Consider the following 25,619-nt stretch of genomic DNA (forward strand, 5'->3'; position numbering starts at 1 on the left):
GGCGGCGACACGAGCTGGATCGGGGAGCGGGCGCAGCACTATGGGTGAGATATTCGCGGGCCGGTACGAGCTGATCGATCCGATCGGCCGGGGCGGGATGGGCGCGGTCTGGCGGTCCTGGGACCACAGGCGGCGCCGCTACGTCGCCGCCAAGGTGCTCCAGCAGAGCGACGCGCACACCCTGCTGCGCTTCGTGCGGGAGCAGGCCCTGCGCATCGATCACCCGCATGTGCTGGCGCCCGCGAGCTGGGCCGCGGACGACGACAAGGTCCTCTTCACCATGGACCTGGTGAGCGGGGGCTCGCTCGCCCACGTCATCGGGGACTACGGCCCGCTCCCGCCCCGCTTCGTGTGCACCCTGCTCGACCAGCTCCTCGCCGGGCTCGCAGCCGTGCACGCGGAAGGGGTCGTGCACCGCGACATCAAGCCGGCGAACATCCTCCTGGAGGCGACCGGCACCGGTCGCCCGCACCTGCGGCTCTCCGACTTCGGCATCTCGATGCGCAAGGGCGAGCCCCGCCTGACCGAGACCGACTACGTGGTGGGCACCCCCGGCTACTTCGCACCCGAGCAGATGATGGGCGCCGAACCGGACTTCCCCGCCGACCTGTTCGCCGTCGGACTGGTCGCCCTCTATCTGCTCAGGGGCCAGAAGCCGGACTCCCGGGCGCTGATCGAGCACTTCGCCTCGTACGGCACCCCCGCCGCACCCGAGGGCATTCCGGAGCCCTTGTGGCAGGTCGTCGCGGGGATGCTCCAGCCGGACCCGCAGGCGAGGTTCCGTACAGCCACGGGGGCGCGCAAGGCGCTGACCGCCGCGGTCGAGATGCTCCCCGACGCCTCCCCCGGAGAGGACCCGGTCGAGGTCTTCGACCAGATCGGCCCCCTGCCGCCGGGCTTCGGCCCGTCCGGCCCCGAACCGACTCCTCCTCGCCCCACCGGGGCCCAGGGCCCCACCTCTCCCCAGGAACGTCTCCAGGGCCCCTCCTCACCCCAGGAACGTCTCCAGGGCCCCTCCTCGTACCGGGAACACGAGCAGCGACCGGCGCCCGCGCATTCCTCCGACCCTCACCCCGGCCCCGAGCAGCGGCAAGACCCCGCGACCTCCCCCGGCCGGCACCAGAGCCCGGCCCCGCAACAGAGTCCGTCACCTCACCACCAGAGCCCGGCCCCGCAGCAGAGCCAGTCCCCGCAGCAGACGGCCATGTCCGGCCCCCTCCAGAGCCCGTCCCCGCAGCAGAGCCCGGCCATGTCGCAGACCGGTAGCTTCCATCTCGCTCCGCCCCCGCAGCAGAGCACCGACGGCGTCTCGTCCAACGGCCCTGCTCCGTCGTCCCTGCCCTCGACCCAGGCTCCGTCCTCCGCTCCGCCCGCCGCTCCTTCGTCCCCCGGGCCCGCCCATGCGGCGCCCCCGTTCCCCGGGGCGCTGCCGGGCCGCTCGCAGGCCCTGGGCGGCGCCGTCGACCATCAGCTGCCACCTACTCGTGGCTACACCTCCGGCTTCGCCGAGGGGCCCGCCCCCGCCGCCCCGACGGCGTACGGCTCACAGCCCCCGCAGAGCGCATTTGCTCAGACGCAGGCACCGGGACGGGCGCCTGCCGGGCAGAAGCGGCCGGGACCGCCCCCGAAGGTGACGGTCCCGGTGCTGATACTCGCGCTGCTCTGTTTCGCCGTGGGCCTCTGGGCCCTGACCCAGACCTGACCAGGGCCTACCAGGACGCCGGAGGCGGGCCGTACCCCTGCGGCGGGCCCTGCTGCTGAGGTGCCGACTGCGGTGTCTGCTGCGGGGCCTGATACTGCGTCGACTGCGGCGCCTGCCCCGGCGCCGGCTGCGGGTGCTGATACTGCGGGTGCTGCTGCGGGGCGTTCTGCTGCGGGGCGTTCTGCGGCGCGACGTTCTGCGGCGAGACGTTCTGCGGGGAGACGTTCTGCTGCGGGGCGCCCGGACGCTGCGCGTTCCGGTGCGGTGGGTTGCCCTCTGCCGCCGCCGCCCGGTGTCGCGCCAGCAGCGTCCACACCCCGAGGGCGAGCACGAGCACGGTGCCCGTGCCGATACCGGCGCCCGCGACCAGCTTCATCGTGCCGCTCTTCGCGGCCTGCGCACCGCTCTGTCCGCGGGCTGCCGCGTCCCGGTCGTCGTCCGACACCCCGAAGTCACCCGGCGTCCCCGCGTAGGCCGGGCCCTTGCCCTTGTCGCCCTTCACGCTGACCCGCAGGGTCAACCCGTACGCCGTGTCCCCGAAGGTCGTGCCGACCTTCGGGCTCAGGGAGACCCGCAGGTAGTACCAGCCCGCGAGCCGCATGTCCCCGTCACCGCTGCTGGAGGTGAAGCGGTTCTCGTACGCCACGGGCGGCAGCGGGTCCATCGCCGCCGTCTTCTGCTTCCCGTCGTACGACATCGAGCTCGCGGCCTGCACGAACCCGCGTGCGGGGTTGTACAGGTCGAAGGAGACCGCGCTGCCCACGAACCCGTTCTTCGTCCCGACGGCACTGTGCAGGTCGATGTCGGAGAAGATCTGCTGTCCCCAGTCGAGGGGCACCCGGTAGAAGAGCGACTGTCCCGGCCGGATCTCGTCGCGCCACTCGCCCGTGTCCAGCCCGGTGGCGTCGTTGAAGCCCGTGCCGCCGTGCCGCTTCTGCGGGCCGCCCACGGGCGGGGCGGGCGAGGCGCTGGGCCAGCTCTCGGGCGCCTCGGTGGGCCCGGCCGTCTTGAGACCCGGTTCGGACTGGTAACGGATCTCCAGCGGCCAGTCGTCCGGTGCCGAACCGTCCGCCGTGGTCCGCTCGACGAGTACGTAGTACGTGCCGGCCTCCTGACAGCTGCTGGCGCCCTCCTCGATCGTCCGCGCCGCGTAAGTACTGATCGGGCGGGCGAACTCCGCCGATCCGAAGCCCACGTTGTCGCCGGAGTCGCAGGAAGTGTTGCCGCGGTCCAGGACGGACACCTTGAGGCCGTCACCGATACCGACCTTGGGCCCGTTGCGGGGCACGGCGACCGCCGAGACGTACGCGTTGCTCTTGGCATCGAGGTCGAGCCGGTAGTACCTCTTGCCCTTCGGCCCGATGCTGTCCTTGTACGTCGCTCCTGCGGTCAGCGCCGGAGCGTCCGCCGTACTCACGCTCCCGCTGACCGGTTCGGCCGCCGTGTCGAAGACGTACGGTGCGGGCTCGCCCGCCGCCAGCGCCTGCCCCGGCAGTGCCACCACCGCACACAGCGCCGCCGCTCCGGCGAGCACCCTGCCCAGGCCGGAGCCCGTGAGCACCCGGCCCCTGCCGCGCTGCCTCTTCACACGCCACCCCCTGTCGCGTTCACCGCCGTCCGGCGCCGCACCGTGCGGAACACCGCTCCGACGACCGACCCTGACCGGTCCGCCGCACACCGCGGCGGTCGCGGTGCCGGACCATCGTGCCCCGCCCGCCCCAGGGCTGTCCGCCCGGGGGACCGATTTGCCGGTCGATGTTTCACGTGAAACATCGACCGGCCGGGGCGACCCCCGCTCCCGCCCCTTCCCCCTGAGGCTCCCGATCGCCGCTCTCGGCCCCGGCCCGGCCCCAGCTCCAGCCCCGGTCCTGGCCCCAGTTCCGGCTCCGGCTCCGGCTCCGGCTCCGCGCAGCAAAGAACCCCGGCCGCCTCAGCGACCGGGGTCCCTCACACTCTGACTACTGGAGCTCACACACCCGAACCTGCGGGCACGGAGTCAGTCGCCTCCGTCCACAGATCCTGCTCGGCGCGATCCGCCTGGATCTGGCGGTACACGAGGAGCCCGCCAATGGCGGCCAGTGCGACCAGGAGAAGCTTCTTCACCGCGCGACCTCGTCTTTCCTTGACGTAGGAGACCTTTGGCGGCCGACTATACACACCGGCCGAGACCTATCGGTGACCTACCGCGGGCTTCAACTCGGGGACGCAAAAAAGCGGTTGGCCCGGACGAGAACTTCCTCGTCCGGGCCAACCGGTGTCTGTGGGCCTAACAGGATTTGAACCTGTGGCCTCATCCTTATCAGGGATGCGCTCTAACCAACTGAGCTATAGGCCCGCTGCGCTCGCGCGCTGACTTCTGAAGATTAGCGCACGTGGGGGGCAGTGCCAAAATCGGTTCCCCGCCCCCCACCACGAGGCCCTACTCGTCCTCGGCGAGCGTGAGCTCCACACCGCCCACGAAACCTGCCGAGAGGTTGTAGATGAAGGCGCCCAGCGTCGCCAGGGCCGTCGCCAGGACCACGTCGATCACCGCGATGACCGACGTGAAGATGAGCACCCGGGGCAGCGACAGGAACGACTGGAGGTCGAACCCGCTGCTCTCGCCGGAGCCGGCCGTCGAGCTGGTCGCCTCACTGATCGTGCCGCCGACGGTCGCGAAGACGCCCATGGCGTCCATGACCATCCACAGCACGGCCGCCGCGATCACCGTGCAGATGCCCAGGGCGATCGACAGCAGGAAACTGACCTTCATCACCGACCACGGGTCGGCCTTGGCCACCCGCAGCCTTGCCTTGCGGGTACGCGGCGTCGTCCGCGCGCCGGTGCGGGGCCGCCGCACGGCCCCGGTCTGTCCGCCCTGTGTACCGCCACTGCTCTGTCCCGCAGGACCGCGCTGACCGCCCTGGGTGGCACCGCCGCCCTGCGGGGCACCGTGCGCCTGGTAGGCCTGCGGCGGGTGGTACGGCTGGGACCCGGGTCCCTGGGCCGGCTGCTCCCGCTCACCGGGCAGCGGCCCGGCCGCGTACCCGTCGTAGTTCTGGGGCTGCGGCCCCCGGGTGTCCGTCACAGTTCCCCCCTGGGAGTCCGCGGCAGAGCCACGGGCACCGGGTGCTCCAGCCCCGGAAGATTTTCCTCCGGTACCCGTGGCTCCACTCACGACCTACTCCTCGTGCTCCCCTGCCGAAGGCTCGGCGCCCTCGACGACTTCGGCAGCGGCCGTAGCAGCGACCGCACCGTCCGCATCGGTCTCCGGGCCGTCCTCGACGCCGTCGACCTCTTCGGCCTCTCGGCCGGCCTCGGCGTTACGGGCGATGCCGACGACGGCATCCCGCTTGCCCAGGTTGATCAGTTGGACGCCCATGGTGTCACGGCCCGTCTCCCTGACTTCGCTGACTCGCGTACGAATCACACCGCCGCCGAGTGTGATGGCGAGGATCTCATCCGTCTCCTCCACCACCAAGGCCCCGACGAGCGTCCCGCGGTCCTCCACGATCTTGGCGGCCTTGATACCCAGACCGCCTCGGCCCTGGACGCGGTACTCGTCGACGGGAGTGCGCTTCGCGTACCCGCCGTCGGTTGCGGTGAAGACGAACGTACCGGGCCTGACCACATTCATCGAGAGCAGTTCGTCTCCCTCGCGGAAACTCATGCCCTTTACACCCGATGTCGCACGGCCCATCGGGCGCAGCGCGTCATCCGTCGCCGTGAACCGGATCGACTGGGCCTTCCTGCTGACCAGCAGCAGATCGTCCTCGGCCGACACCAGCTCCGCGCCGATGAGCTCGTCGTCGCTGCCGTCCGCGGTCTCCCGCAGGTTGATCGCGATGACACCACCCGAACGGGGCGAGTCGTAGTCCTTCAGGGACGTCTTCTTCACCAGACCACCCTTGGTGGCCAGGATCAGGTACGGCGTCGCGTCGTAGTCCCGGATCGCCAGGATCTGTGCGATCTTCTCGTCCGGCTGGAACGCGAGCAGGTTCGCCACGTGCTGGCCACGCGCGTCCCGGCCCGCGTCGGGCAGCTCGTAGGCCTTCGCCCGGTACACCCGGCCCTTGTTCGTGAAGAACAGCAGCCAGTGGTGCGTCGTGGAGACGAAGAAGTGGTCGACGATGTCGTCCTGCTTCAGTTTCGTGCCCCGGACGCCCTTGCCGCCGCGCTTCTGCGACCGGTAGTCCTCGGTCTTCGTGCGCTTGACGTAGCCACCGTTGGTGATGGTGACGACGATGTCCTCCTCGGCGATCAGGTCCTCCATGGACATGTCGCCGTCGAAGGGCACCAGCTGGGAACGCCGGTCGTCGCCGAACTTGTCGACGATGACGGCCAGTTCCTCGCTGACGATGCCGCGCTGGCGCTCGGGCGAGGCCAGGATCGCGTTGTACTCGTTGATCTTGGACTGCAGCTCGTCGTGCTCCGCGACGATCTTCTGGCGCTCCAGGGCGGCCAGCCGGCGCAGCTGCATCTCCAGGATCGCGTTCGCCTGGATCTCGTCGATCGACAGCAGGCCCATCAGGCCCTCACGAGCGATCTCCACCGTGTTGGAGCGGCGGATCAGCGCGATGACCTCGTCGATCGCGTCCAGGGCCTTGAGCAGACCGCGCAGGATGTGCGCCCGCTCCTCCGCCTTGCGCAGCCGGAAGCGGGTACGCCGGACGACGACCTCGATCTGGTGGGTCACCCAGTGCCGGATGAACGCGTCCAGCGACAGCGTGCGCGGCACTCCGTCGACCAGGGCCAGCATGTTCGCGCCGAAGTTCGACTGCAGGTCGGTGTGCTTGTACAGGTTGTTCAGCACGACCTTGGCGACCGCGTCGCGCTTGAGCACGATGACCAGGCGCTGGCCGGTCCGCGACGAGGTCTCGTCACGGACGTCGGCGATGCCGCCGACCTTGCCGTCCTTCACCAGGTCGGCGATCTTCTGCGCCAGGTTGTCCGGGTTCGTCTGGTACGGAAGCTCCGTGACGACCAGGCACTGCCGGTTCTGGATCTCCTCGACCGCCACCACGGCGCGCATCGTGATCGAGCCGCGGCCCGTCCGGTACGCCTCCTCGATGCCCTTGCGGCCCACCACGAGGGCGCCGGTCGGGAAGTCGGGTCCCTTGATGCGCTCCATCAGCGCGTCCAGGAGCTCCTCGTGCGAGGCCTCCGGGTTGTCCAGGCACCACTGGGCTCCCGCGGCGACCTCGCGCAGGTTGTGCGGCGGAATGTTCGTGGCCATACCGACCGCGATGCCCGCCGAACCGTTCACCAGCAGGTTCGGGAAACGCGACGGCAGCACCGTCGGCTCCTGGTTACGGCCGTCGTAGTTGGCCGTGAAGTCGACGGTCTCCTCGTCGATGTCGCGCACCATCTCCATGGAGAGGTTCGCCATCTTGCACTCGGTGTAGCGCATCGCGGCGGCCGGGTCGTTGCCCGGAGAGCCGAAGTTGCCGTTGGAGGCGACCAGCGGCATCCGCATCGACCACGGCTGCGCCAGACGCACCAGCGCGTCGTAGATCGAGGAGTCGCCGTGCGGGTGGTACGTACCCATGACGTCACCGACGACGCGGGCGCACTTGTAGAAGCCCTTCTCGGGCCGGTAGCCGCCGTCGTACATCGCGTAGAGCACACGACGGTGGACGGGCTTGAGACCGTCCCGTACGTCGGGCAGCGCACGCGCCACGATGACGGACATCGCGTAGTCGAGGTACGAACGCTGCATCTCGGTCTCGAGCCCGACGGGCTCGATCCGCACGGTCTGATCCTCTACGGCGGGGGTAACAGGGGTGTTCTCGTCGGCCATTGCTGGTCAAAATCCTTTCGAAGCGGTCAGCGACGGACCGACTCAGATGTCGAGGAAGCGGACGTCCTTGGCATTGCGCTGGATGAACGAGCGCCGCGCCTCGACGTCCTCGCCCATGAGCACCGAGAACAGGTCGTCGGCCTGCGCCGCGTCGTCGAGCGTCACCTGGCCGAGCACACGGTGGTCGACGTCCATCGTGGTGATGCGCAGCTCCTCGGCGTCCATCTCACCGAGACCCTTGAAGCGCTGGAGGTCGCCCTCCTTGATGCGCTTGCCCTGCTGCTCGCCCGCCTCGCGGAGCGCGTCGCGCTCACGGTCGGAGTACGCGTACTCGACGTGGTCGCGGCCCCACTTGAGCTTGTACAGCGGCGGACGCGACAGATAGACGTGCCCGGCCTCGACCAGCGGCCGCATGAAGCGGAACAGGAAGGTCAGGAGCAGCGTGTTGATGTGCTGGCCGTCGACGTCGGCGTCCGCCATCAGGATGATCTTGTGATAGCGGAGCTTCTCGATGTCGAAGTCCTCGTGCACACCGGTGCCGAAGGCACTGATCAGCGCCTGCACCTCGGTGTTCTGGAGGATCTTGTCGATACGGGCCTTCTCGACGTTCAGGATCTTGCCGCGGATCGGCAGGATGGCCTGGTACATCGGGTTACGGCCGGACTTCGCGCTACCGCCGGCGGAGTCACCCTCGACGATGAAGATCTCGCACTTCGTCGGGTCGTTGGACTGGCAGTCCGACAGCTTGCCCGGCAGCGACGCCGACTCCAGCAGACCCTTGCGACGGGTCAGGTCACGCGCCTTACGGGCCGCGACGCGGGCCGTGGCGGCCTGGATCGCCTTGCGGATGATGTCCGCGGCCTCGTTCGGATTGCGGTCGAACCAGTCGTTGAGGTGCTCGTGGACGACCTTCTGCACGAAGGTCTTCGCCTCCGTGTTGCCCAGCTTCGTCTTCGTCTGGCCCTCGAACTGCGGCTCGCCCAGCTTCACCGAGATGATCGCCGTCAGACCCTCACGGATATCCTCGCCCGCGAGGTTGTCGTCCTTCTCCCGAAGGAACTTCTTCTCCCGCGCGTAACGATTCACCAGGCCGGTCATGGCCGCCCGGAAACCCTCCTCGTGCGTACCGCCCTCATGCGTGTGGATCGTGTTCGCGAACGAGTACACGCCCTCGCTGTACTGCGAGTTCCACTGCATCGCGATCTCGACCGAGAGCATCCGCTCCTTGTCCTCGGCCTCGACGTCGATGACGGTCGGGTGGATGAGCTCACCCTTGCGCGAGTTCAGGTACTTCACGAAGTCGACGATGCCGCCCTCGTAGAAGTACGTGACCGTACGCACCTGCTCGTCGTCCGCGGCGTCCGCCGTGTCCGCGCCGGCGACGGCCTTGGCCGACTCCCGCTCGTCCGTCAGCTTGATGGTCAGTCCCTTGTTGAGGAACGCCATCTCCTGGAAACGCCGCGACAGGGTCTCGAAGGAGTACTCGGTGGTCTCGAAGATGTCGCCGTCGGCCCAGAACGTCACCGAGGTGCCGGTCTCGGTGGTGGCCTCGTGGCGCTCCAGCGGCGCCACCGGCGCGCCGAGCTTGTACTCCTGCGTCCAGCGGTAACCGTCGGTGCGGATCTCCACCGCGACCCGCTGGGACAGCGCGTTGACCACGGACACGCCGACACCGTGCAGACCGCCGGAGACGGCATAACCGCCGCCGCCGAACTTGCCGCCCGCGTGCAGGACCGTCAGCACGACCTCCACGGCCGGCTTGCCCTCGGACGGGATGATGCCGACAGGGATGCCGCGCCCGTTGTCGACGACACGTACGCCGCCGTCGGCCAGGATCGTCACGTCGATCATGTCGGCGTGGCCGGCCAGGGCCTCGTCCACCGAGTTGTCGACGACTTCCTGCACCATGTGATGCAGGCCACGTTCACCGGTCGAGCCGATGTACATGCCCGGACGCTTGCGGACCGCGTCCAGGCCTTCCAGGACTGTGATCGCGCTGGCGTCGTACGCCGAGGTGACCTCGGAGCTGGTGCCCGCGGAGGGCACCGCCCCGGGTACCGCAGCACCGACGGCGGCCGCCTCGGTGGAGGCGCCGCCGCCGTCCTCGCCGGCAGTGGACGGAGTGATCTCGTTGGGGTTGCCGGAATCGGCCACGAAGCGCCCTTTCTGGCACAGCACAGGCCCATCCCCTGCCGTCGGCTGGGGGAATCCCCATCCCCAGGCAGGCAGGAGCGGCTGCGTCGTTCTGTGTGAGTCGACGTGCCCCGCGAAACAAGCGGGGACTAGTCATCAGTCTACCGGTAGCGCGGACACGAATGGGGGTTTGCCGGTACCTGAGTCCGCATGTGCCGCCCCGAACCGGGGTCGACCGACTCCCCATATCCGGGGAGGGGCTCCAGGCGGCTCACACCGGCATCCAGCGCTTCGGGCTGTCAACCTCCCGCTACGGTGAGGGACGCCTCACTCCTGTCACCCGGTTTCACGTGAAACATCCGGTTCATGTTTCACGTGAAACAGTGACGGAACAGCTCTACCCGTACGTATCGCCCGGACCCGTGCTGCCCGGCGCGCGCAGAGGCCCGTACCGGCGCTGCGGCGCGTTCGGCCCTTCGAGTTTGATCACCCGCACGGTGTCCCGGCCGAGTTCCTCGTTGAGCTGCTTCAGCAGGGTCGGCAGCATCCACTTCAGCTGGGTGGCCCACGCGGTGGAATCGCACCGCACCCACAGGATCCGCTCGTCCTCGTCGTACCTCAGCGGCTCGCTGTGCTGCGCCACCGGGCCTCCGACGATGTCCTTCCAGCGGCCCATCACACCGCTGACCGCGATCGGCATCTCCCAGCCGCGCTCGGTCTTCAGCCGGTCAAGCGCGGTTCCCAGCTTCAGCGGGTCGCGCCCGTCGGCCCCCGATCCCGACCGCAGACCGCCTCCACGGCGCACGGTCTTCTTCTGCTGCGCGGCGGCGCCCCGTGCGCGAGCCTGCTCCTTCGCGGCGGCCAGCGCCTGACGGGCCAGGTCCACACCGGAGGACTCCGGCACCCCAGGCGCTTCCAGCGCCTCCCGGCCGGTGGCCGGCTTCGGCACGACGGGCTTGTCCTTGCCGCTCACAACCGCGTCACCGCACCGTCGGCAACGGAGTAACGGGCGCCCGCCAGTACCCCTGGGACGTCGTCGTCCACAGCCGCCGTCACCAGCACCTGCTCGCCAGGCGCCACCAGCTCCGCCAGCCGCTCCCGGCGGCGCGCGTCCAGCTCCGCGAAAACATCGTCGAGGACCAGCACCGGTTCGTTGCCCTCCGCCCGCAGCAGGTCGTACGAAGCGAGCCGCAGCGCCAGCGCGTACGACCAGGACTCCCCGTGGCTCGCATAACCCTTGGCGGGCAACTGGCCCAGCTTCAACAGCAGTTCGTCACGGTGCGGGCCGACCAGTGTCACGCCCCGCTCGATCTCCTGCTTGCGCGCCTCGGCGAGTGCCTCCATCAGCTGCCCGTACAAATCCTCGCGGGAGAGCGCGTCCCCCGGGGCCGAGTTGCGGTACTCCAGCGCCACGGGCCCCCCGCCGGGGGCGAGTTGCTCGTACGCCTTGTCGGCCAGGGGCTGAAGCGTCGCGATCAGGTCCAGGCGCTGGGCGAGGAGTTCCGCACCGACCTTCGCCAGGTGCTGGTCCCACACGTCGATGGTGGACATGTCCATGGACCGGCCACCGTGCCGCCTGGCCATCGCCGCCGACTTCAGCAGGGTGTTGCGCTGCTTGAGCACCCGGTCGTAGTCCGACCGCACCCCCGCCATGCGCGGCGAGCGCGCCGTGATCAGTTCGTCGAGGAACTTCCGGCGCTCACCGGGGTCGCCCTTCACCAGGGCGAGGTCCTCGGGTGCGAACAGGACCGTCCGTACGATGCCCAGCACGTCCCGCGGCCGGACCTGCGAGGACCTGTTGATCCGGGCGCGGTTGGCGCGTCCGGGGTTGAGCTCCAGCTCGACCAGCTGGGAGCGCTCGCCCTGGGTGACGGCCGCCCTGATAACCGCCCGCTCGGCGCCCATCCGCACCAGCGGGGCGTCCGAGGAGACCCGGTGGCTGCCCAGGGAGGCCAGGTAGCCGACGGCTTCGACGAGATTCGTCTTGCCCTGCCCGTTCGCCCCCACGAAGGCGGTGACGCCCGGGTCGAGCGGAACCTCGACCCGGGCGTACGAGCGGAAGTCGGCCAGCGACAGATGCGTGACGTGCATGGTGTTGCGCCGACCTTCCCCCGACTGTGCCTTGCTGCCCTGTCGGGCCTACTTCTGCTGTGCTTACTTCTTGTTGGACTCGACCGCGTGGCCGCCGAACTGGTTGCGCAGTGCGGCGATCATCTTCATCTGCGGGGAGTCGTCCTGACGCGACGCGAAGCGTGCGAAGAGGGAAGCGGTGATGGCGGGCAGCGGCACCGCGTTGTCGATGGCGGCCTCGACGGTCCAGCGGCCCTCGCCCGAGTCGGCGGCGAAGCCCCGCAGGCTTTCGAGGTGCTCGTCGTCGTCCAGGGCGTTGACGGCGAGGTCCAGCAGCCAGGAACGGATGACCGTGCCCTCCTGCCAGGAGCGGAAGACCTCGCGCACGTCCGTGACGGAGTCGACCTTCTCCAGGAGCTCCCAGCCCTCGGCGTAGGCCTGCATCATGGCGTACTCGATGCCGTTGTGAACCATCTTCGCGAAGTGGCCGGCGCCGACCTTGCCCGCGTGGACCGAACCGAACTCACCCTCCGGCTTGAGGGCGTCGAAGACCGGCTGCACCTTCGCCACGTCGTCGGCTGCGCCGCCGTACATCAGCGCGTAGCCGTTCTCCAGGCCCCAGACGCCACCGGAGACGCCGCAGTCGACGAAGCCGACGCCCTTGGCCTTCAGCTCCTCGGCGTGCTTCTCGTCGTCCGTCCAGCGCGAGTTGCCGCCGTCGACGACCACGTCGCCCGGGGAGAGCAGCTCACCCAGCGCATCGATCGTGGACTGGGTGGCGTCACCGGCCGGGACCATGACCCAGACGACGCGCGGGCCCTTGAGCTTGCCCACAAGCTCTTCCAGGCTGTGAACGTCGGCGACGTCCGCGTTGCGGTCGTAACCGATGACGGTGTGACCGGCGCGGCGGATGCGCTCGCGCATGTTGCCGCCCATTTTGCCGAGGCCGACGAGACCGAGCTCCATCAGAGATTCCTTAACCTTCGAGGCGATTCGTACCCGGGTCCGAGCCTACGCCCGGCTTGTGCGGTTGGCCCGAGGGGCACGTGAGGCCCGGCGCCACCTGGCCCCGGGCCTGCACCGCGGTGTCCGGCGAGGTCAGCCGGACAGCCGCACCGGCATGATCAGGTACTTGTACGCGTCGTCCGCCTCGGCGTCCACGGCCGGGCGGCCGCTGAGCAGCGCCGGCTTGGTCGACGTCGTGAAGGAGAGCTGGGCGACCGGGGAGTCGATCGCGCTCAGGCCGTCCAGCAGGAACGTCGGGTTGAAGGCGATCGAGATGTCGTCGCCGTCGAGGTTCGCGTCGACGCGCTCCACAGCCTGTGCGTCGTCGCTGGAGCCCGCTTCGAGGATCAGCACACCCTGCTCGAAGGTCAGCCGGACCGGGGTGTTCCGCTCGGCCACCAGGGCCACACGCTTGACGGCCTCGACGAACGGGGCGGTCTCGATGACGGCGACGGAGTTGAACTCGGTCGGGAACAGCGTGCGGTACTTCGGCAGGTCGCCCTCGAGCAGACGGGTCGTCGTCCGGCGTCCGGCGCCCTCGAAACCGATCAGGCCCTCACCGGACCCCGAGCCGGACAGAGCGATGGTCACCGTGTCACCGCTGGTCAGCGACTTGGCGGTGTCCAGGAGCGTCTTGGCGGGCACCAGGGCGACCGCGGACGCCTCCGGGTCCTCCGGCTTCCACAGGAACTCGCGGACCGCGAAGCGGTAGCGGTCGGTCGACGCCAGCGTGACCGTCTCGCCCTCGATCTCGATGCGGACACCCGTCAGCACGGGCAGCGTGTCGTCGCGGCCGGCGGCGATGGCCACCTGGGCGGCGGCGGAGGCGAAGACCTCACCGGGAACGGTGCCCGTGGCGGTGGGCATCTGCGGCAGCGCCGGGTACTCCTCCACAGGCAGTGTGTGGAGTGTGAACCGCGAGGAGCCGCAGACCACGGTCGCCCGTACACCGTCTGTGGAAATCTCCACGGGCCGGTTGGGGAGCGCACGGCAGATGTCGGCGAGCAGCCGCCCGGACACCAGGACCGTGCCGTCCTCCTCGACCTCGGCGTCGACCGACACCCGGGCCGACACCTCGTAGTCGAAGCCGGAGAGGCTCAGTGCGCCCTCCTCGGCCTTCAGCAGAAGGCCCGCGAGGACGGGCACCGGCGGACGGGCCGGAAGGCTGCGGGCCGTCCAGGCCACCGCCTCCGCGAGTACATCGCGCTCCACCCGGATCTTCACCGGAACCGCCTCCTGCTGTTGCTGGCTCGCCCTGCTGGCTTTCGTCGTCTGGACCGGTGTCCCCGACCGTCGGCCGGGGAAGTTCACCGGGGAACAGTCTGACGCACGCCACCGACACTCGTTGCTGCTGCCGGTCAAGTCGAGCGGAGAGCGGCCTGGAGGCTTCGGGCCGAGTTGTACACAGGGCCTTCTTCTTTGCGGATTCCGGGCTAACTCTTAGTGGGAGTAGTAGTAGGGCCTGTGGAAACCGTGGATAACCCCGTTTTCGCAGCTCAGACCCACTTTTTTGTCCACCGCCCCTGTGGGCGGAGCCCGTGGACAACCAGCCGTCTCTGTGGACGGCGAGAAGTTCTGCACACCCGATGCACAGGCAGGGGCGACTTCCCCACAGCTGTGTCCCCAGCTTTACCCACCTTCCCCACAGCCCAACCGACCTCGTTGGTGTGACGCCTTTCACTCGACCCGGTGAGAGGGGGTGTTTCGTTGCCGAACAGTGGACAGCGCTGTGGAGAAGCTGGGGACAAGGCCACCGATCCTGTGGGCCGCCCGTGGACAACCCGGCTCGACCCCTGTGGAGGAAAAACTTGTCCACAGGCTGTGGATCAAAGTTTGCCACAATTCCACAAGCACCTGACCTGGTGTGATGAAGCCTCAGATGCCACCCCTGTGGACATAATCTGGACAACTTCCCAGTCCCCAGGGTGTGGACGGAACATCGTCCCAGGATCTGTGGAGAACTCCACCCGGTGGGCCCGAATTCGAACACCAACAGGTGTCAACAGCCTTGGGACAACGGGCGGAAGGCGCCTCGGACGGCCCTGCGAGCACCCCGATCGGGCCCGGTGGAGCCGGATCCAGGTGCTCGGGACGACGAAGAGGGCGCCGGGAGAATGCTTCTCCCGGCGCCCTCACAGACGTGGATCCGGCTTCGTCAGCCGTTCTTGATGCGGTTGGTGAGCTCGGTGACCTGGTTGTAGATGGAGCGGCGTTCCGCCATCAGGGCGCGGATCTTACGGTCCGCGTGCATCACCGTCGTGTGGTCGCGGCCGCCGAACTGCGCGCCGATCTTCGGCAGCGAGAGGTCCGTGAGTTCGCGGCACAGGTACATCGCGATCTGCCGGGCCGTCACCAGCACGCGGCTGCGCGAGGATCCGCACAGGTCGTCCACCGTCAGACCGAAGTAGTCCGCGGTCGCCGACATGATGGCCGGCGCGGTGATCTCCGGCGAGGCGTCCTCACCACCGGGGATCAGGTCCTTCAGCACCTGCTCGGTGAGACCGAGGTCCACCGGCTGACGGTTCAGGCTCGCGAAGGCCGTGACCCGGATCAGTGCCCCCTCCAGCTCGCGGATGTTGCGCGAGATGCGGGAGGCGATGAACTCCAGCACCTCCGGGGGGGCGTTGAGCTGCTCCTGCACGGCCTTCTTGCGGAGGATCGCGATCCGCGTCTCCAGCTCCGGCGGCTGCACGTCGGTGGTCAGGCCCCACTCGAAGCGGTTGCGGAGCCGGTCCTCCAGCGTGACCAGCTGCTTGGGCGGCCGGTCGGAGGAGAGCACGATCTGCTTGTTCGCGTTGTGCAGCGTGTTGAAGGTGTGGAAGAACTCCTCCTGCGTCGACTCCTTGCTCGCCAGGAACTGAATGTCGTCGACGAGCAGGATGTCCACGTCGCGGTAGCGCTTGCGGAAGGCGTCGCCCTTGCCGTCGCGGATGGAGTTGATGAACTCGTTGGTGAACTCCTCCGAGCTCACGTACCGCACCCGGGTGCCGGGATAGAGGCTGCGCGCGTAGTGACCGATCGCGTGCAGCAGGTGTGTCTTGCCGAGCCCGGACTCCCCGTAGATGAACAGAGGGTTGTACGCCTTCGCGGGGGCCTCGGCGACGGCGACGGCGGCCGCGTGCGCGAACCGGTTCGACGAGCCGATGACGAAGGTGTCGAAGAGGTACTTCGGATTCAGCCGTGCCTGCGGCTCACCCGGACCCGGCGCGGGCGCGGGCTGCGCGGCGAGCGGCCCCGGCGCTCCGCCGGCCACGGGCAGGTTCGGGTTGCGGCCGTGGCGCGGGCCCTGGTCCTGGCGGTCGGAGCGGTCCTGACGCTGCTGCTCGTACGACTGCTGGTCGTACGTCTGCCGGTCGGGCAGCTGGGAGCGGTAGTCGTGCTGCGGCGGACGGGAGTAGGGGTCGCGGTCCTGGAAGCCGCCCAGCCGGGGCTGCTGCCAGCCGCCGTGGTCGTCCTGCTGCTCGCCGGGCCAGGTGCCTGGCGCGGGACGCGACTCCTGGCGGTACTCGGGGTAGGCGGGGCGGGCGGTGGGCAGCCCGTCGTCCTGCTGGCGCCGCCCGTAGGAGTCGTAGCTGTCCCGGGTATCCCGGCTGTCGCGCGTGTCCCGGCTGTCGCGGCCGTCCCTGCTGTCGCGTCCGTCGTGTCCGTCGCGGGTGTCACGCGGGTCACGTCCGTCCCGGTTGTCCCGGGGGTCGCGCTGGAGAGGCTCGTCGTGCTGCGGGGACTGCTGCTGTGGCTGGTACGGGGACTGCTGCTGCCGCATGGGCTGGGGTGCGGGGGACTCCCCGACGGAGTCGTCCACCGTGATCGCGATACGGATCGGACGGCCGCACTCGTGGCTCAGTGCCTCGCTGACGAGCGGGGCCAGTCGGCCCTCCAGGACCTGCTTGCTGTACTCGTTCGGCACGGCGAGGAGGGCGGTGTCCGCGACCAGTGCGAGGGGCTGGCAGCGCTCGATCCACTGTCTGTCCTTGGCCTCGAACCCCTGCTGGCCCTCGCCGAGCAGGTGCTCCAGCACGCGTGGCCACACTGCGGCAAGATCGGCAGGTACGTCAGCCACAGGGCACGCTCTCTCACAGGTCCCACGAAGGTGTGGTTCTCGGGACGGGACGGGAAGGACAGGCCGGCAGGCACCTGCAGAACGACTGCATGCTTACGAAAGCCTGAATCCTGGTTCGGCCACGGTAGTCGTGGCAGCTCACACGGTTCAAGTTGTTGTCCACAGGCTGTGCACAGTGCGGCCTCGGGAGGCGCCGGTTTGACCGAATGGCGTAGCCGCGCGTACCGTAACCAGGTCGAGTTGTCGATGGCTGCTGCCGCCTGCCTCCGATGGGCAAAGATCATGGTCAATGATCGTGAAGCGGTGCACTGAGAGCGTTGCGAGCTTCCTCGTGGGCGCACGGTGACAGCCAGGCGATGTCCCGCCACCCCCGATTCATTTCTGGAGCCCCCGAGTGAGCAAGCGCACCTTCCAGCCGAACAACCGTCGTCGTGCCAAGACCCACGGCTTCCGTCTGCGCATGCGTACCCGCGCCGGCCGCGCCATCCTGGCGAACCGCCGTGCCAAGGGCCGCAGCGAACTGTCCGCCTGATCCCGTTCGGATCATGACGTGCTGCCTACCGAGAATCGGCTGAGGCGGCGCGAGGACTTCGCGACCGCGGTACGACGAGGGCGCCGCGCAGGCCGCCCGCTTCTTGTCGTCCACCTACGCAGTAGCGGTGCAACGGACCCGCACGCGCCAGGGGAGAGCTCTCCCCCGACGCGTGCGGGTTTCGTCGTGAGCAAGGCCGTCGGCGTCGCTGTCGTACGCAATGCGGTGAAGCGGAGACTGCGCCACCTCATGCGCGAAAGGATCGCCGAGCTGCCCCCCGGTAGCCTGGTGGTTGTACGGGCGCTGCCCGGAGCGGGTGACGCCTCCCACGCACAGCTGGCCCGAGACCTGGACGCCGCTCTGCAGCGGCTGCTGGGCGGGGCTCCCCATACCGAAGGTCAGGGGAGAGGCACGCGATGAAATACCCGCTGCTGGCGCTCATCAAGCTGTACCAGTGGACCATCAGCCCCATGCTCGGGCCGGTCTGCAGGTACTACCCGTCGTGTTCCCACTACGGATTCACGGCCATCGACCGGCACGGTGCGGTGAAGGGCACTGCGCTCACCGCCTGGCGCATCCTGCGGTGCAACCCGTGGTCGCCCGGTGGTGTGGACCATGTTCCGCCACGCACCCGACGACGGTGGCACGAAGCGCTGCGCGACGCGTGGCGCGGTAGCAAGGGCGAGAAGTCCGCCGTTGGCGTGTCTTCTCAGGGATCGGCCCCCGATACCCCGAGCCCGGCCGCAGAGACCTCGCCCAATGCTCAAGGAGCCTGATTAGTGGACACGATTGCCAGTCTGTTCAGCTTCATCACCTGGCCTGTTTCCTGGGTCATCGTCCAGTTCCACAAGGTGTACGGGGCCATCTTCGGCCCGGACACGGGCTGGGCCTGGGGCCTGTCCATCGTGTCCCTCGTGGTTCTGATCCGTATCTGCCTGATCCCGCTCTTCGTGAAGCAGATCAAGTCGACGCGGAACATGCAGGTGCTCCAGCCGAAGATGAAGGCGATTCAGGAGCGCTACAAGAGCGACAAGCAGCGTCAGTCCGAAGAGATGATGAAGCTGTACAAGGAGACGGGTACCAACCCGCTCTCCTCGTGCCTTCCCATCCTGGCGCAGTCGCCGTTCTTCTTCGCCCTGTACCACGTGCTCTCGGCCATCGCCGACGGCAAGAAGATCGGCGTCATCAACGACTCGCTGCTGGAGAGCGCCCGCCTGGCGCACATCTTCGGTGCCCCGCTTGCCGCCAAGTTCACGGACGGCGCCGCCAAGATCGAGAGCCTCGGAGCCTCGGCCACCTCGGTCAAGATCGTCACCGCGGTCATGATTGTGATGATGTCGGCGTCGCAGTTCTACACGCAGCGCCAGCTCATGACGAAGAACGTCGACCTCACGGTCAAGACGCCGTTCATGCAGCAGCAGAAGATGATGATGTACATCTTCCCCGTGATGTTCATGGTGATGGGCATCAACTTCCCCGTCGGTGTTCTCGTCTACTGGCTGACCACCAACGTGTGGACCATGGGCCAGCAGATGTACGTCATCAACCAGAACCCGACGCCTGGCAGCAAGGCCCAGGACTCTTACCTGCAGCGACTGCTGAAGAGCACGGTGGAGTCGGGCGAGGTCAAGGCGAAGCGCAAGCGCAACGTCGTCAAGGTGATCGTCGCCAAGGGCACGGACCGCAACGACGTCGAGCGCAAGTTCATCACCGGTCTGGCCAAGGCCGGATTCGTGGCTGAGGCGGACGGCACGGTCTCCAAGAGCACCAGCGCGCTCGCGGAGGCCGAGGGCGGCGCGTCCGTCGCCAGGCGCCAGCAGCCCAAGCGCCAGACCAAGGCCAAGCGCCAGACGGCCGCACCCCAGCAGGGCACGGCGGACAAGGCCACCGAGGACTCCGACTCCAAGACCTCCTTGGAGAAGAAGGACGCACCGCAGGACGCCAGGCCCTCAGCGGCCGGCAAGCCCGCCCGTTCCCAAGCCAAGTCCGGGCAGCGCAAGGGCCCGCAGCGGCCCAAGCACCCGTCCAAGAAGTAAGAAGGAGTCCTCCCGTGACGGACGGCACCACCACTTCCTCCGCGCCTGCCGAGGGCACCGACACCTTGTCGCGCCTGGAGCAGGAGGGCGAGATCGCAGCCGACTACCTCGAGGGTCTGCTCGACATCGCCGACCTCGACGGCGACATCGACATGGACGTCGAGGCCGACCGGGCCGCTGTCTCGATCATCAGTGACTCAAGCGGCCGTGACCTGCAGAAGCTCGTGGGCCGCGACGGCGAGGTGCTGGAAGCGCTTCAGGAGCTCACCCGCCTTGCGGTGCACCGTGAGACCGGTGACCGCAGCCGACTGATGCTGGACATCGCGGGCTTCCGGGCCAGGAAGCGCGAGGAACTCGCGGAGATCGGCGCCAAGGCGGCGGACGAGGCCAAGACCTCCGGTGCCCCGGTGAAGCTCGACCCGATGACGCCGTTCGAGCGCAAGGTCGTGCACGACGCCGTTGCCGCGGCGGGCCTGCGCAGCGAGTCCGAGGGCGAGGAGCCCCAGCGCTTCGTCGTCGTGCTCCCCGCCTGACCGGATCATTGCCCTTCGGCCCCGTCTGTTCGCAGGCGGGGCCGAATTTTGTCAGCCTGATAGTCAGCCACCACAGTGCGGTACGGAAGGACGGTCCCCGTGACGGAGGCAGCAGCGGAGCTTCCCCAGGCCCCGGAAGTAGCCAAGGCGGTATTCGGTGAGTTCTTCCCGGGAGCCGTCCGGTACGCGGAGCTGCTCGCGGACGCGGGGGTCGAACGGGGGCTGATCGGCCCGCGCGAGGTGCCGCGTCTGTGGGAGAGGCATCTGCTCAACTGTGCGGTGCTCTCGGAGGTCGTGCCGGAGAACATCACCGTGTGCGACGTCGGCTCCGGCGCCGGGCTCCCCGGCATTCCGCTGGCCCTGGCACGGCCTGACCTGAAGATCACTCTCCTGGAGCCGCTGCTGCGGCGTACGAACTTCCTCCAGGAGGTCGTCGAGCTGCTGGGCCTCGACCATGTCACGGTCGTGCGGGGGCGGGCCGAGGAAGTGATGGGGAAGGTCGATCCCGTGCACGTGGTGACCGCGCGTGCGGTGGCTCCGCTGGACCGGCTGGCCGGCTGGGGCGTGCCCCTGCTGCGGTCGTACGGCGAGATGCTCGCGCTCAAGGGCGACACCGCGGAGGAGGAGCTCAAGGGCGCGCGCGCCGCGCTCAGCAAGCTCGGTGTGGTGCGGACCGAAGTGCTCCAGGTCGGCGAGGGAGTCGTGGATCCGCTCTCCACGGTGGTGCGTGTCGAGGTCGGGGAGAGTCCGGGCGGAGTGCGGTTCGCCGCGAAGCGGGCCAAGGCCGCGCGGACGGGCAGGACGCGGCGGCGCCGCTGAACGCCCGCGCCCTGCTGAAGGCCCGCGCCCCGGTGATGCTCCATACATGGCGCGGTACGCCGACGGCGCGGAGTGTCGGTCTCTCCTGGTGAGCCCGTCCGTGCATCGTGTTTCACGTGAAACGTCGCTCGCTGCTGCAAGGAATCATCAGCCGGGGTCGTGCGGCTGCCACTCCGCACGAAACGAAACCCGAAAGGGTCATGGGGTTGTCCACAAAGGGGCGTTCTTCCACAGGAGAGCGGACCTCACTGGTTCACGACCCCCAAAGCGTGACAGGCTCTGAGCATTACGAGCCTGAAGTCGAGGAGGGTGAATCCTTGCGGTCCGACGCCAACATCGCGGGACCGATGACCGATCCGGTCCCCGGCCCCCGTTCAGAAGCGGCGGGGGACGATGTTTCACGTGAAACATCGCCCCTGCCGGACGACACTCCCATTGGACGTGCTGCCCAACTGGCGGTAGACGCTCTCGGCCGTGCCGGCGAGGGGCTGCCCAGGCCTGAGCAGACACGTGTGATGGTGGTCGCCAACCAGAAGGGTGGCGTGGGGAAGACCACGACGACGGTCAACCTCGCTGCCTCGCTCGCCCTGCACGGCGCGCGGGTCATGGTGATCGACCTCGATCCGCAGGGAAACGCCTCAACGGCGCTGGGAATCGACCATCACTCCGAAGTTCCCTCGATCTACGACGTTCTGATCGACAGCAAGCCGCTGTCGGACGTGGTCCAGCCCGTCCGGGACGTCGAGGGGCTTTTCTGTGCCCCGGCCACCATTGATCTCGCCGGTGCGGAGATCGAGTTGGTGTCCCTGGTGGCGCGGGAGAGCAGACTCCAGCGTGCCATTCAGGCGTACGAGCAGCCGTTGGACTACGTCCTCATCGACTGCCCGCCGTCCCTGGGCCTGCTGACCGTGAACGCGATGGTCGCCGGCGAGGAAGTGCTGATCCCCATCCAGTGCGAGTACTACGCGCTGGAAGGTCTCGGTCAGTTGCTGCGGAACGTGGAGCTGGTGCGCGGGCATCTCAACCCCGAACTGCACGTCTCGACGATCCTGCTGACCATGTACGACGGCAGGACGCGGCTCGCCTCGCAGGTGGCGGAGGAAGTACGCAGTCACTTCGCCAAGGAAGTCCTCAAGACCAGTATCCCGAGGTCCGTCCGGATCTCGGAGGCTCCCAGCTATGGGCAGACCGTGCTCACCTACGACCCGGGCTCCAGCGGCTCGCTCTCGTATCTCGAAGCGGCGCGGGAGATCGCGCTGCGAGGAGCCGGTGTCTTCTACGAGGCGCAGCACGCCCATGCTGTCGACCAGAACAACCAGCACAGCATGGCGGAGGGTGTTCAATGAGCAATCGACCTAGAGGACTGGGACGCGGGCTCGGCGCGCTGTTCCCGCAGGGACCGCAGGAGAGGCAGGCCCCAACTGCCGAGTCCGCGCCGGCGCCGCAGGCGTCCGCGCCGGTGCTGACGGCGGAGCGAGGGGTGGCCGCGGCGAAGGTGACCGCACTGCCCTCGGGCGATGTTTCACGTGAAACATCGATCCCGGCGCAGGAGCGAGAGCCCGAACACGCTACGACGGAGCTCTTGGAGGCACCCGCGGGGGCCTACTTCGCCGAGGTACCGATCCGGTCCGTCAATCCCAACCCGCGGCAGCCGCGCGAGGTCTTCGACACCGACGCCCTCGCCGAGCTGGTCACCTCCATCAAGGAGGTGGGCCTTCTCCAGCCCGTCGTGGTGAGGCAGACGAGTGCCGACCGCTACGAGCTCATCATGGGTGAGCGTCGCTGGCGGGCGTGCAAGGAGGCCGGGCTGGAGCGGATCCCCGCCATCGTCCGCGCCACCGACGACGAGAAGCTCCTTCTCGACGCACTGCTGGAGAACCTGCACCGGGCTCAGCTCAACCCGCTCGAAGAGGCCGCCGCGTACGACCAGTTGCTGAAGGACTTCGACTGCACGCATGACCAGTTGGCGGACCGGATCGGGCGTTCACGTCCGCAGGTCTCGAACACACTGCGTCTGCTGCGGCTTTCGGCGCCGGTGCAGAAGCGGGTGGCGGCCGGTGTGCTGTCGGCCGGACACGCACGCGCCCTGTTGATGCTCGATGCGTCGGAGGAGCAGGACGTCCTCGCCAAGCGCATCGTGGCAGAGGGACTCTCGGTGCGTACCACCGAGGAGGTCGTCAAGCTGATGAACTCCAAGCCGAAGAGCGAGACGAAGCCGAAGGGGCCGAGGGCGGGCACCCTGATGGCCCCCGCTCTGTCGGATCTTGCCACGCGGCTCTCCGACCGCTTCGAGACGCGGGTGAAGGTCGACCTCGGCAAGAAGCGCGGGAAGATCACCGTGGAGTTCGCGTCGGTGGAGGACCTGGAGCGGATCCTGGGCACCCTTGCCCCCGGCGAGGGACGGGTTCTGGAGAAGAGCCTGGCCGAGCAGGAAGACCAGGACGCGGAGAGCTGAGGCCTCCACGAACTGTGGTGCGGGGCGGGGGTGTTCGGGCAGTGGCCGGAACACCCCCGCCCTTTGCCTGTGGTCGGTACCCGTCCCCATGACCGGTGGATACGATGCTTCCTGGTACGGCGCATCCACTGTGATCCACCTCAGGGAGGGCGGAGCCATGCGAACGGTGAGCCGGGGCCAACTGGTGACTGCGGGGCTGGGGCTGGGGGCTGTCGGCGGGTTCGTCGGCAGTCTGATCCGGGAACGGAGCGCACTGAGCGCTGCTCGTGGTGCGGCAGGCGAGGAAAGTGGGGAACTGCCTTCATGGGGCGTCGGCTCGTACCGCTCACGCTGGACAACCTTGCGGATCTTCCCCACAGGTGCCGCGGCTGTGTCTTCTGGGAACTCGATCCCGTCCGCGGGAAGGCAGCGGTAGAGGCGGGCAGTGCAGCGCGGGAGAAGGAGTCATGGATTTCGGCCGTCCTGCTGGAGTGGGGTTCCTGCGGCAGGGTGGTCTATGTGGACGACGTCCCGGTGGGCTTCGTGATGTACGCGCCGCCGGCCTACGTGGCGCGGGCGACGGCCTTCCCCACGAGTCCGGTGTCCCCGGATGCAGTGCAACTGATGACGGCTCTGATCGTGCCCGGGTATCAGGGGCAGGGGCTTGGCCGGGTGATGGTGCAGACCGTGGCCAAGGATCTTCTCGGGCGGGGCTTCAAGGCGATCGAGGCGTTCGGTGACGCCCGATGGAAGGAGCCGGGCTGTCTGCTGCCGGCGGATCACTTGCTGTCGGTGGGATTCAAGACGGTGCGACCGCATCCGAGGCACCCCCGGATGAGGCTTGAGCTGCGTACGGCGCTGTCCTGGAAGGAAGACGTGGAGATGGCGCTGGACAAGCTACTCGGCGTGGTCCAGAAGGATCCTGTGCTCCGGCCGTTGTAGCCGGTGGTAGCGCCGCAGTCGGCTCAGGCCGGAGCGGTGCAAACAGTGAGGGCCCATCCCGTACGGGATGGGCCCTCACTGTTTCACGTGAAACAACAGCGGCGACTACTGCTCGCCGATGAAGGGATCCAGGTCGCGGACGATCGCGGCCTTCGGCTTGGCGCCGACGATCGTCTTGGCCACCTCGCCGTTCTGGTAGACGTTCAGCGTCGGGATGGACATGACGCCGTACTTGGCAGCGGTGGCCGGGTTCTCGTCGATGTTGAGCTTGACGACCTCGATCTTGTCACCGTGCTCGGCCGCGATGGCTACGAGGGACGGCGCGATCTGGCGGCACGGACCGCACCAGGCGGCCCAGAAGTCGACGAGCACGGGCTTGTCGCTCTTGAGGACGATCTCGTCGAAGGAGTCGTCGGTCACGTTCTTCAGGTCGCCGGCCACGGCGGCCTCCTTCACTTCTCTGGGGTGTGGGGTGGGGAGGGGTCAGGCTGCGGGGGTCTTCTCCGGCTCGGGCACCTTCTCGGTGTCGGCGAGCGCAGCGAGATAGCGCTCGGCGTCGAGCGCGGCGGAGCACCCGGTGCCGGCAGCAGTGATGGCCTGCCGGTAAGTGTGGTCGACGACATCGCCCGCGGCGAAGACACCGGCCAGGTTGGTGCGGGTCGAAGGGGCTTCGACCTTCACGTAACCCTCGTCGTCCAGTTCGACCTGGCCCTTGAACAGCTCGCTGCGAGGGTCGTGGCCGACGGCGATGAACAGGCCGGTCACGTCGAGCGGGGCGCTCTCGCCGGTCTTGGTGCTGCGCAGGGTCAGGCCGGAGAGCTTCTGGTCGCCCTCGAGGGACGCGGTCTCGCTGTCCCAGGCGAACTTGATCTTCGGGTCGGCGAAGGCGCGTTCCTGCATCGCCTTGGAGGCACGCAGGGTGTCGCGACGGTGGACGATGGTGACGGACCTGGCGAAGCGGGAGAGGAACGTGGCCTCTTCCATCGCGGTGTCGCCGCCGCCCACCACGGCGATGTCGTGGTCCTTGAAGAAGAAGCCGTCGCAGGTGGCGCACCAGGAGACACCGCGTCCGGAGAAGGCGTCCTCCTTGGGGAGGCCGAGCTTACGGTGCTGGGAACCGGTGGAGATGATCACAGCCTTGGCGCGGTGCACGGTGCCGGCGGTGTCGGTGACCGTCTTGATGTCGCCGGTGAGGTCGACCGAGACGATGTCGTCGGGAATGAGCTCGGCACCGAACCGCTCGGCCTGGGCGCGCATGCTGTCCATCAGGTCCGGGCCCATGATGCCGTCGCGGAAGCCGGGGAAGTTCTCGACTTCGGTGGTGTTCATCAGCGCGCCGCCTGCGGTGACGGCACCTTCGAACACCAGCGGCTTCAGTGAGGCGCGCGCGGTGTACAGCGCGGCGGTGTAACCGGCCGGCCCGGAGCCAATGATGATCACATTACGGACGTCGCTCACGGGTTTCTTCCTCGTCTCTGCAGACTGCCTACTGCCAACCGGGGCCCGGTCTGAACCTTCCACCCCACCCAACGGATACTACGGGCCTGGCATTCCCGAGACGGACGGGCACGTTG

At 68.4% G+C, this 25,619-nt stretch carries 22 protein-coding genes and 1 tRNA gene; 10 read left to right on the top strand and 13 right to left on the bottom strand.

Going from position 1 to position 25,619, the window contains the following annotated elements; translation table 11 throughout:
• Nucleotides 1-40: 40 nt before the first annotated feature.
• Nucleotides 41-1,702, top strand: coding sequence for a protein kinase (locus ACIQM4_RS11610; RefSeq protein ID WP_401589400.1), 1,662 nt, complete (start codon nt 41-43; stop codon nt 1,700-1,702).
• 7 nt (nt 1,703-1,709) lie between these two features.
• On the opposite strand, the gene ACIQM4_RS11615 is transcribed toward ACIQM4_RS11610, so the two are convergent.
• The 11 genes from ACIQM4_RS11615 to dnaA form a co-directional block, all read right to left on the bottom strand.
• Nucleotides 1,710-3,290, bottom strand: a complete 1,581-nt coding sequence (locus tag ACIQM4_RS11615; protein ID WP_401589403.1) for a hypothetical protein — start codon at nt 3,288-3,290, stop codon at nt 1,710-1,712.
• Between the two features lie 380 nt (nt 3,291-3,670).
• Nucleotides 3,671-3,805, bottom strand: coding sequence for a DLW-39 family protein (locus ACIQM4_RS11620; RefSeq protein ID WP_003958712.1), 135 nt, complete (start codon nt 3,803-3,805; stop codon nt 3,671-3,673).
• A 158-nt stretch (nt 3,806-3,963) separates the two neighbouring features.
• Nucleotides 3,964-4,037 (bottom strand) — tRNA-Ile (locus tag ACIQM4_RS11625).
• 84 nt (nt 4,038-4,121) lie between these two features.
• On the bottom strand, nt 4,122-4,769 hold the full coding sequence (locus ACIQM4_RS11630; protein ID WP_401589405.1) for a DUF3566 domain-containing protein: 648 nt from the start codon (nt 4,767-4,769) through the stop codon (nt 4,122-4,124).
• Between the two features lie 93 nt (nt 4,770-4,862).
• The gene (gyrA, locus tag ACIQM4_RS11635) at nt 4,863-7,481 is read right to left on the bottom strand and encodes a DNA gyrase subunit A (RefSeq protein ID WP_401589408.1); all 2,619 of its coding nucleotides are present in this window, start codon (nt 7,479-7,481) and stop codon (nt 4,863-4,865) included.
• Nucleotides 7,482-7,523: 42 nt separating this feature from the next.
• Complete coding sequence (gyrB, locus tag ACIQM4_RS11640; RefSeq protein WP_401589411.1) at nt 7,524-9,659, bottom strand: DNA topoisomerase (ATP-hydrolyzing) subunit B; 2,136 nt, start codon at nt 9,657-9,659, stop codon at nt 7,524-7,526.
• Nucleotides 9,660-10,011: 352 nt separating this feature from the next.
• Complete coding sequence (locus ACIQM4_RS11645; RefSeq protein ID WP_401590133.1) at nt 10,012-10,563, bottom strand: DUF721 domain-containing protein; 552 nt, start codon at nt 10,561-10,563, stop codon at nt 10,012-10,014.
• A gap of 20 nt (nt 10,564-10,583) precedes the next feature.
• Nucleotides 10,584-11,705, bottom strand: a complete 1,122-nt coding sequence (recF, locus tag ACIQM4_RS11650; protein WP_401589413.1) for a DNA replication/repair protein RecF — start codon at nt 11,703-11,705, stop codon at nt 10,584-10,586.
• Between the two features lie 63 nt (nt 11,706-11,768).
• Nucleotides 11,769-12,650 carry a phosphogluconate dehydrogenase (NAD(+)-dependent, decarboxylating) gene (gnd, locus tag ACIQM4_RS11655; RefSeq protein WP_401589416.1) on the bottom strand — a complete coding sequence of 294 codons (882 nt, stop codon included), beginning with the start codon at nt 12,648-12,650 and terminating at the stop codon, nt 11,769-11,771.
• 132 nt (nt 12,651-12,782) lie between these two features.
• Nucleotides 12,783-13,913: a DNA polymerase III subunit beta gene (gene dnaN, locus ACIQM4_RS11660; protein ID WP_401590136.1), complete on the bottom strand. Its 1,131-nt coding sequence runs from the start codon at nt 13,911-13,913 to the stop codon at nt 12,783-12,785.
• Between the two features lie 931 nt (nt 13,914-14,844).
• On the bottom strand, nt 14,845-16,749 hold the full coding sequence (gene dnaA / locus ACIQM4_RS11665) for a chromosomal replication initiator protein DnaA (protein WP_401589418.1): 1,905 nt from the start codon (nt 16,747-16,749) through the stop codon (nt 14,845-14,847).
• A 394-nt stretch (nt 16,750-17,143) separates the two neighbouring features.
• Here dnaA and rpmH point away from each other — a divergent pair, with 394 nt between their 5' ends.
• From rpmH to ACIQM4_RS11710, 9 genes are all read left to right on the top strand, one after another.
• Complete coding sequence (gene rpmH / locus ACIQM4_RS11670) at nt 17,144-17,281, top strand: 50S ribosomal protein L34 (RefSeq protein WP_015797593.1); 138 nt, start codon at nt 17,144-17,146, stop codon at nt 17,279-17,281.
• Between the two features lie 18 nt (nt 17,282-17,299).
• Nucleotides 17,300-17,701, top strand: a complete 402-nt coding sequence (gene rnpA / locus ACIQM4_RS11675; protein ID WP_401589421.1) for a ribonuclease P protein component — start codon at nt 17,300-17,302, stop codon at nt 17,699-17,701.
• On the top strand, nt 17,698-18,057 hold the full coding sequence (gene yidD, locus ACIQM4_RS11680) for a membrane protein insertion efficiency factor YidD (RefSeq protein WP_401589424.1): 360 nt from the start codon (nt 17,698-17,700) through the stop codon (nt 18,055-18,057). Before rnpA ends, yidD begins: the two co-directional genes overlap by 4 nt.
• 3 nt (nt 18,058-18,060) lie before the next feature.
• Nucleotides 18,061-19,317 carry a membrane protein insertase YidC gene (yidC, locus tag ACIQM4_RS11685; RefSeq protein WP_401589427.1) on the top strand — a complete coding sequence of 419 codons (1,257 nt, stop codon included), beginning with the start codon at nt 18,061-18,063 and terminating at the stop codon, nt 19,315-19,317.
• A gap of 14 nt (nt 19,318-19,331) precedes the next feature.
• Nucleotides 19,332-19,850 carry a protein jag gene (locus ACIQM4_RS11690; protein ID WP_401589430.1) on the top strand — a complete coding sequence of 173 codons (519 nt, stop codon included), beginning with the start codon at nt 19,332-19,334 and terminating at the stop codon, nt 19,848-19,850.
• Nucleotides 19,851-19,949: 99 nt separating this feature from the next.
• Nucleotides 19,950-20,669 (top strand): 16S rRNA (guanine(527)-N(7))-methyltransferase RsmG, encoded by a 720-nt coding sequence (rsmG, locus tag ACIQM4_RS11695; RefSeq protein WP_401589432.1) that lies wholly within the window; start codon nt 19,950-19,952, stop codon nt 20,667-20,669.
• A gap of 269 nt (nt 20,670-20,938) precedes the next feature.
• Nucleotides 20,939-22,015 carry a ParA family protein gene (locus ACIQM4_RS11700; protein WP_401589434.1) on the top strand — a complete coding sequence of 359 codons (1,077 nt, stop codon included), beginning with the start codon at nt 20,939-20,941 and terminating at the stop codon, nt 22,013-22,015.
• A complete protein-coding gene (locus ACIQM4_RS11705; RefSeq protein WP_401589437.1) occupies nt 22,012-23,124 on the top strand; it encodes a ParB/RepB/Spo0J family partition protein in 1,113 nt (370 codons plus the stop codon). The genes ACIQM4_RS11700 and ACIQM4_RS11705 overlap by 4 nt, the downstream gene beginning before the upstream one ends.
• A 303-nt stretch (nt 23,125-23,427) precedes the next feature.
• The gene (locus tag ACIQM4_RS11710) at nt 23,428-24,045 is read left to right on the top strand and encodes a GNAT family N-acetyltransferase (RefSeq protein ID WP_401589439.1); all 618 of its coding nucleotides are present in this window, start codon (nt 23,428-23,430) and stop codon (nt 24,043-24,045) included.
• A 105-nt stretch (nt 24,046-24,150) separates the two neighbouring features.
• Here ACIQM4_RS11710 and trxA read toward each other — a convergent pair whose 3' ends face one another.
• Together trxA and trxB are read right to left on the bottom strand one after the other, a co-directional pair.
• A complete protein-coding gene (gene trxA / locus ACIQM4_RS11715; protein ID WP_401589442.1) occupies nt 24,151-24,486 on the bottom strand; it encodes a thioredoxin in 336 nt (111 codons plus the stop codon).
• Nucleotides 24,487-24,528: 42 nt separating this feature from the next.
• Nucleotides 24,529-25,503: a thioredoxin-disulfide reductase gene (trxB, locus tag ACIQM4_RS11720; RefSeq protein ID WP_401589444.1), complete on the bottom strand. Its 975-nt coding sequence runs from the start codon at nt 25,501-25,503 to the stop codon at nt 24,529-24,531.
• Nucleotides 25,504-25,619 lie beyond the last annotated feature (116 nt).

Origin of the sequence: Streptomyces sp. NPDC091272, from assembly GCF_044757485.1 — a bacterium.
Lineage (GTDB): Bacteria > Actinomycetota > Actinomycetes > Streptomycetales > Streptomycetaceae > Streptomyces.

Bases quoted from the DNA above. Each gene is read 5' to 3' on its own strand.
- ACIQM4_RS11610 (WP_401589400.1), top strand. From the start codon at position 41: ATGGGTGAGATATTCGCGGGCCGGTACGAGCTGATCGATCCGATCGGC.
- gyrA (WP_401589408.1), bottom strand. From the start codon at position 7,481: ATGGCCGACGAGAACACCCCTGTTACCCCCGCCGTAGAGGATCAGACC.
- recF (WP_401589413.1), bottom strand. From the start codon at position 11,705: ATGCACGTCACGCATCTGTCGCTGGCCGACTTCCGCTCGTACGCCCGG.
- gnd (WP_401589416.1), bottom strand. From the start codon at position 12,650: ATGGAGCTCGGTCTCGTCGGCCTCGGCAAAATGGGCGGCAACATGCGC.
- yidD (WP_401589424.1), top strand. From the start codon at position 17,698: ATGAAATACCCGCTGCTGGCGCTCATCAAGCTGTACCAGTGGACCATC.
- ACIQM4_RS11705 (WP_401589437.1), top strand. From the start codon at position 22,012: ATGAGCAATCGACCTAGAGGACTGGGACGCGGGCTCGGCGCGCTGTTC.
- ACIQM4_RS11710 (WP_401589439.1), top strand. From the start codon at position 23,428: ATGGGGCGTCGGCTCGTACCGCTCACGCTGGACAACCTTGCGGATCTT.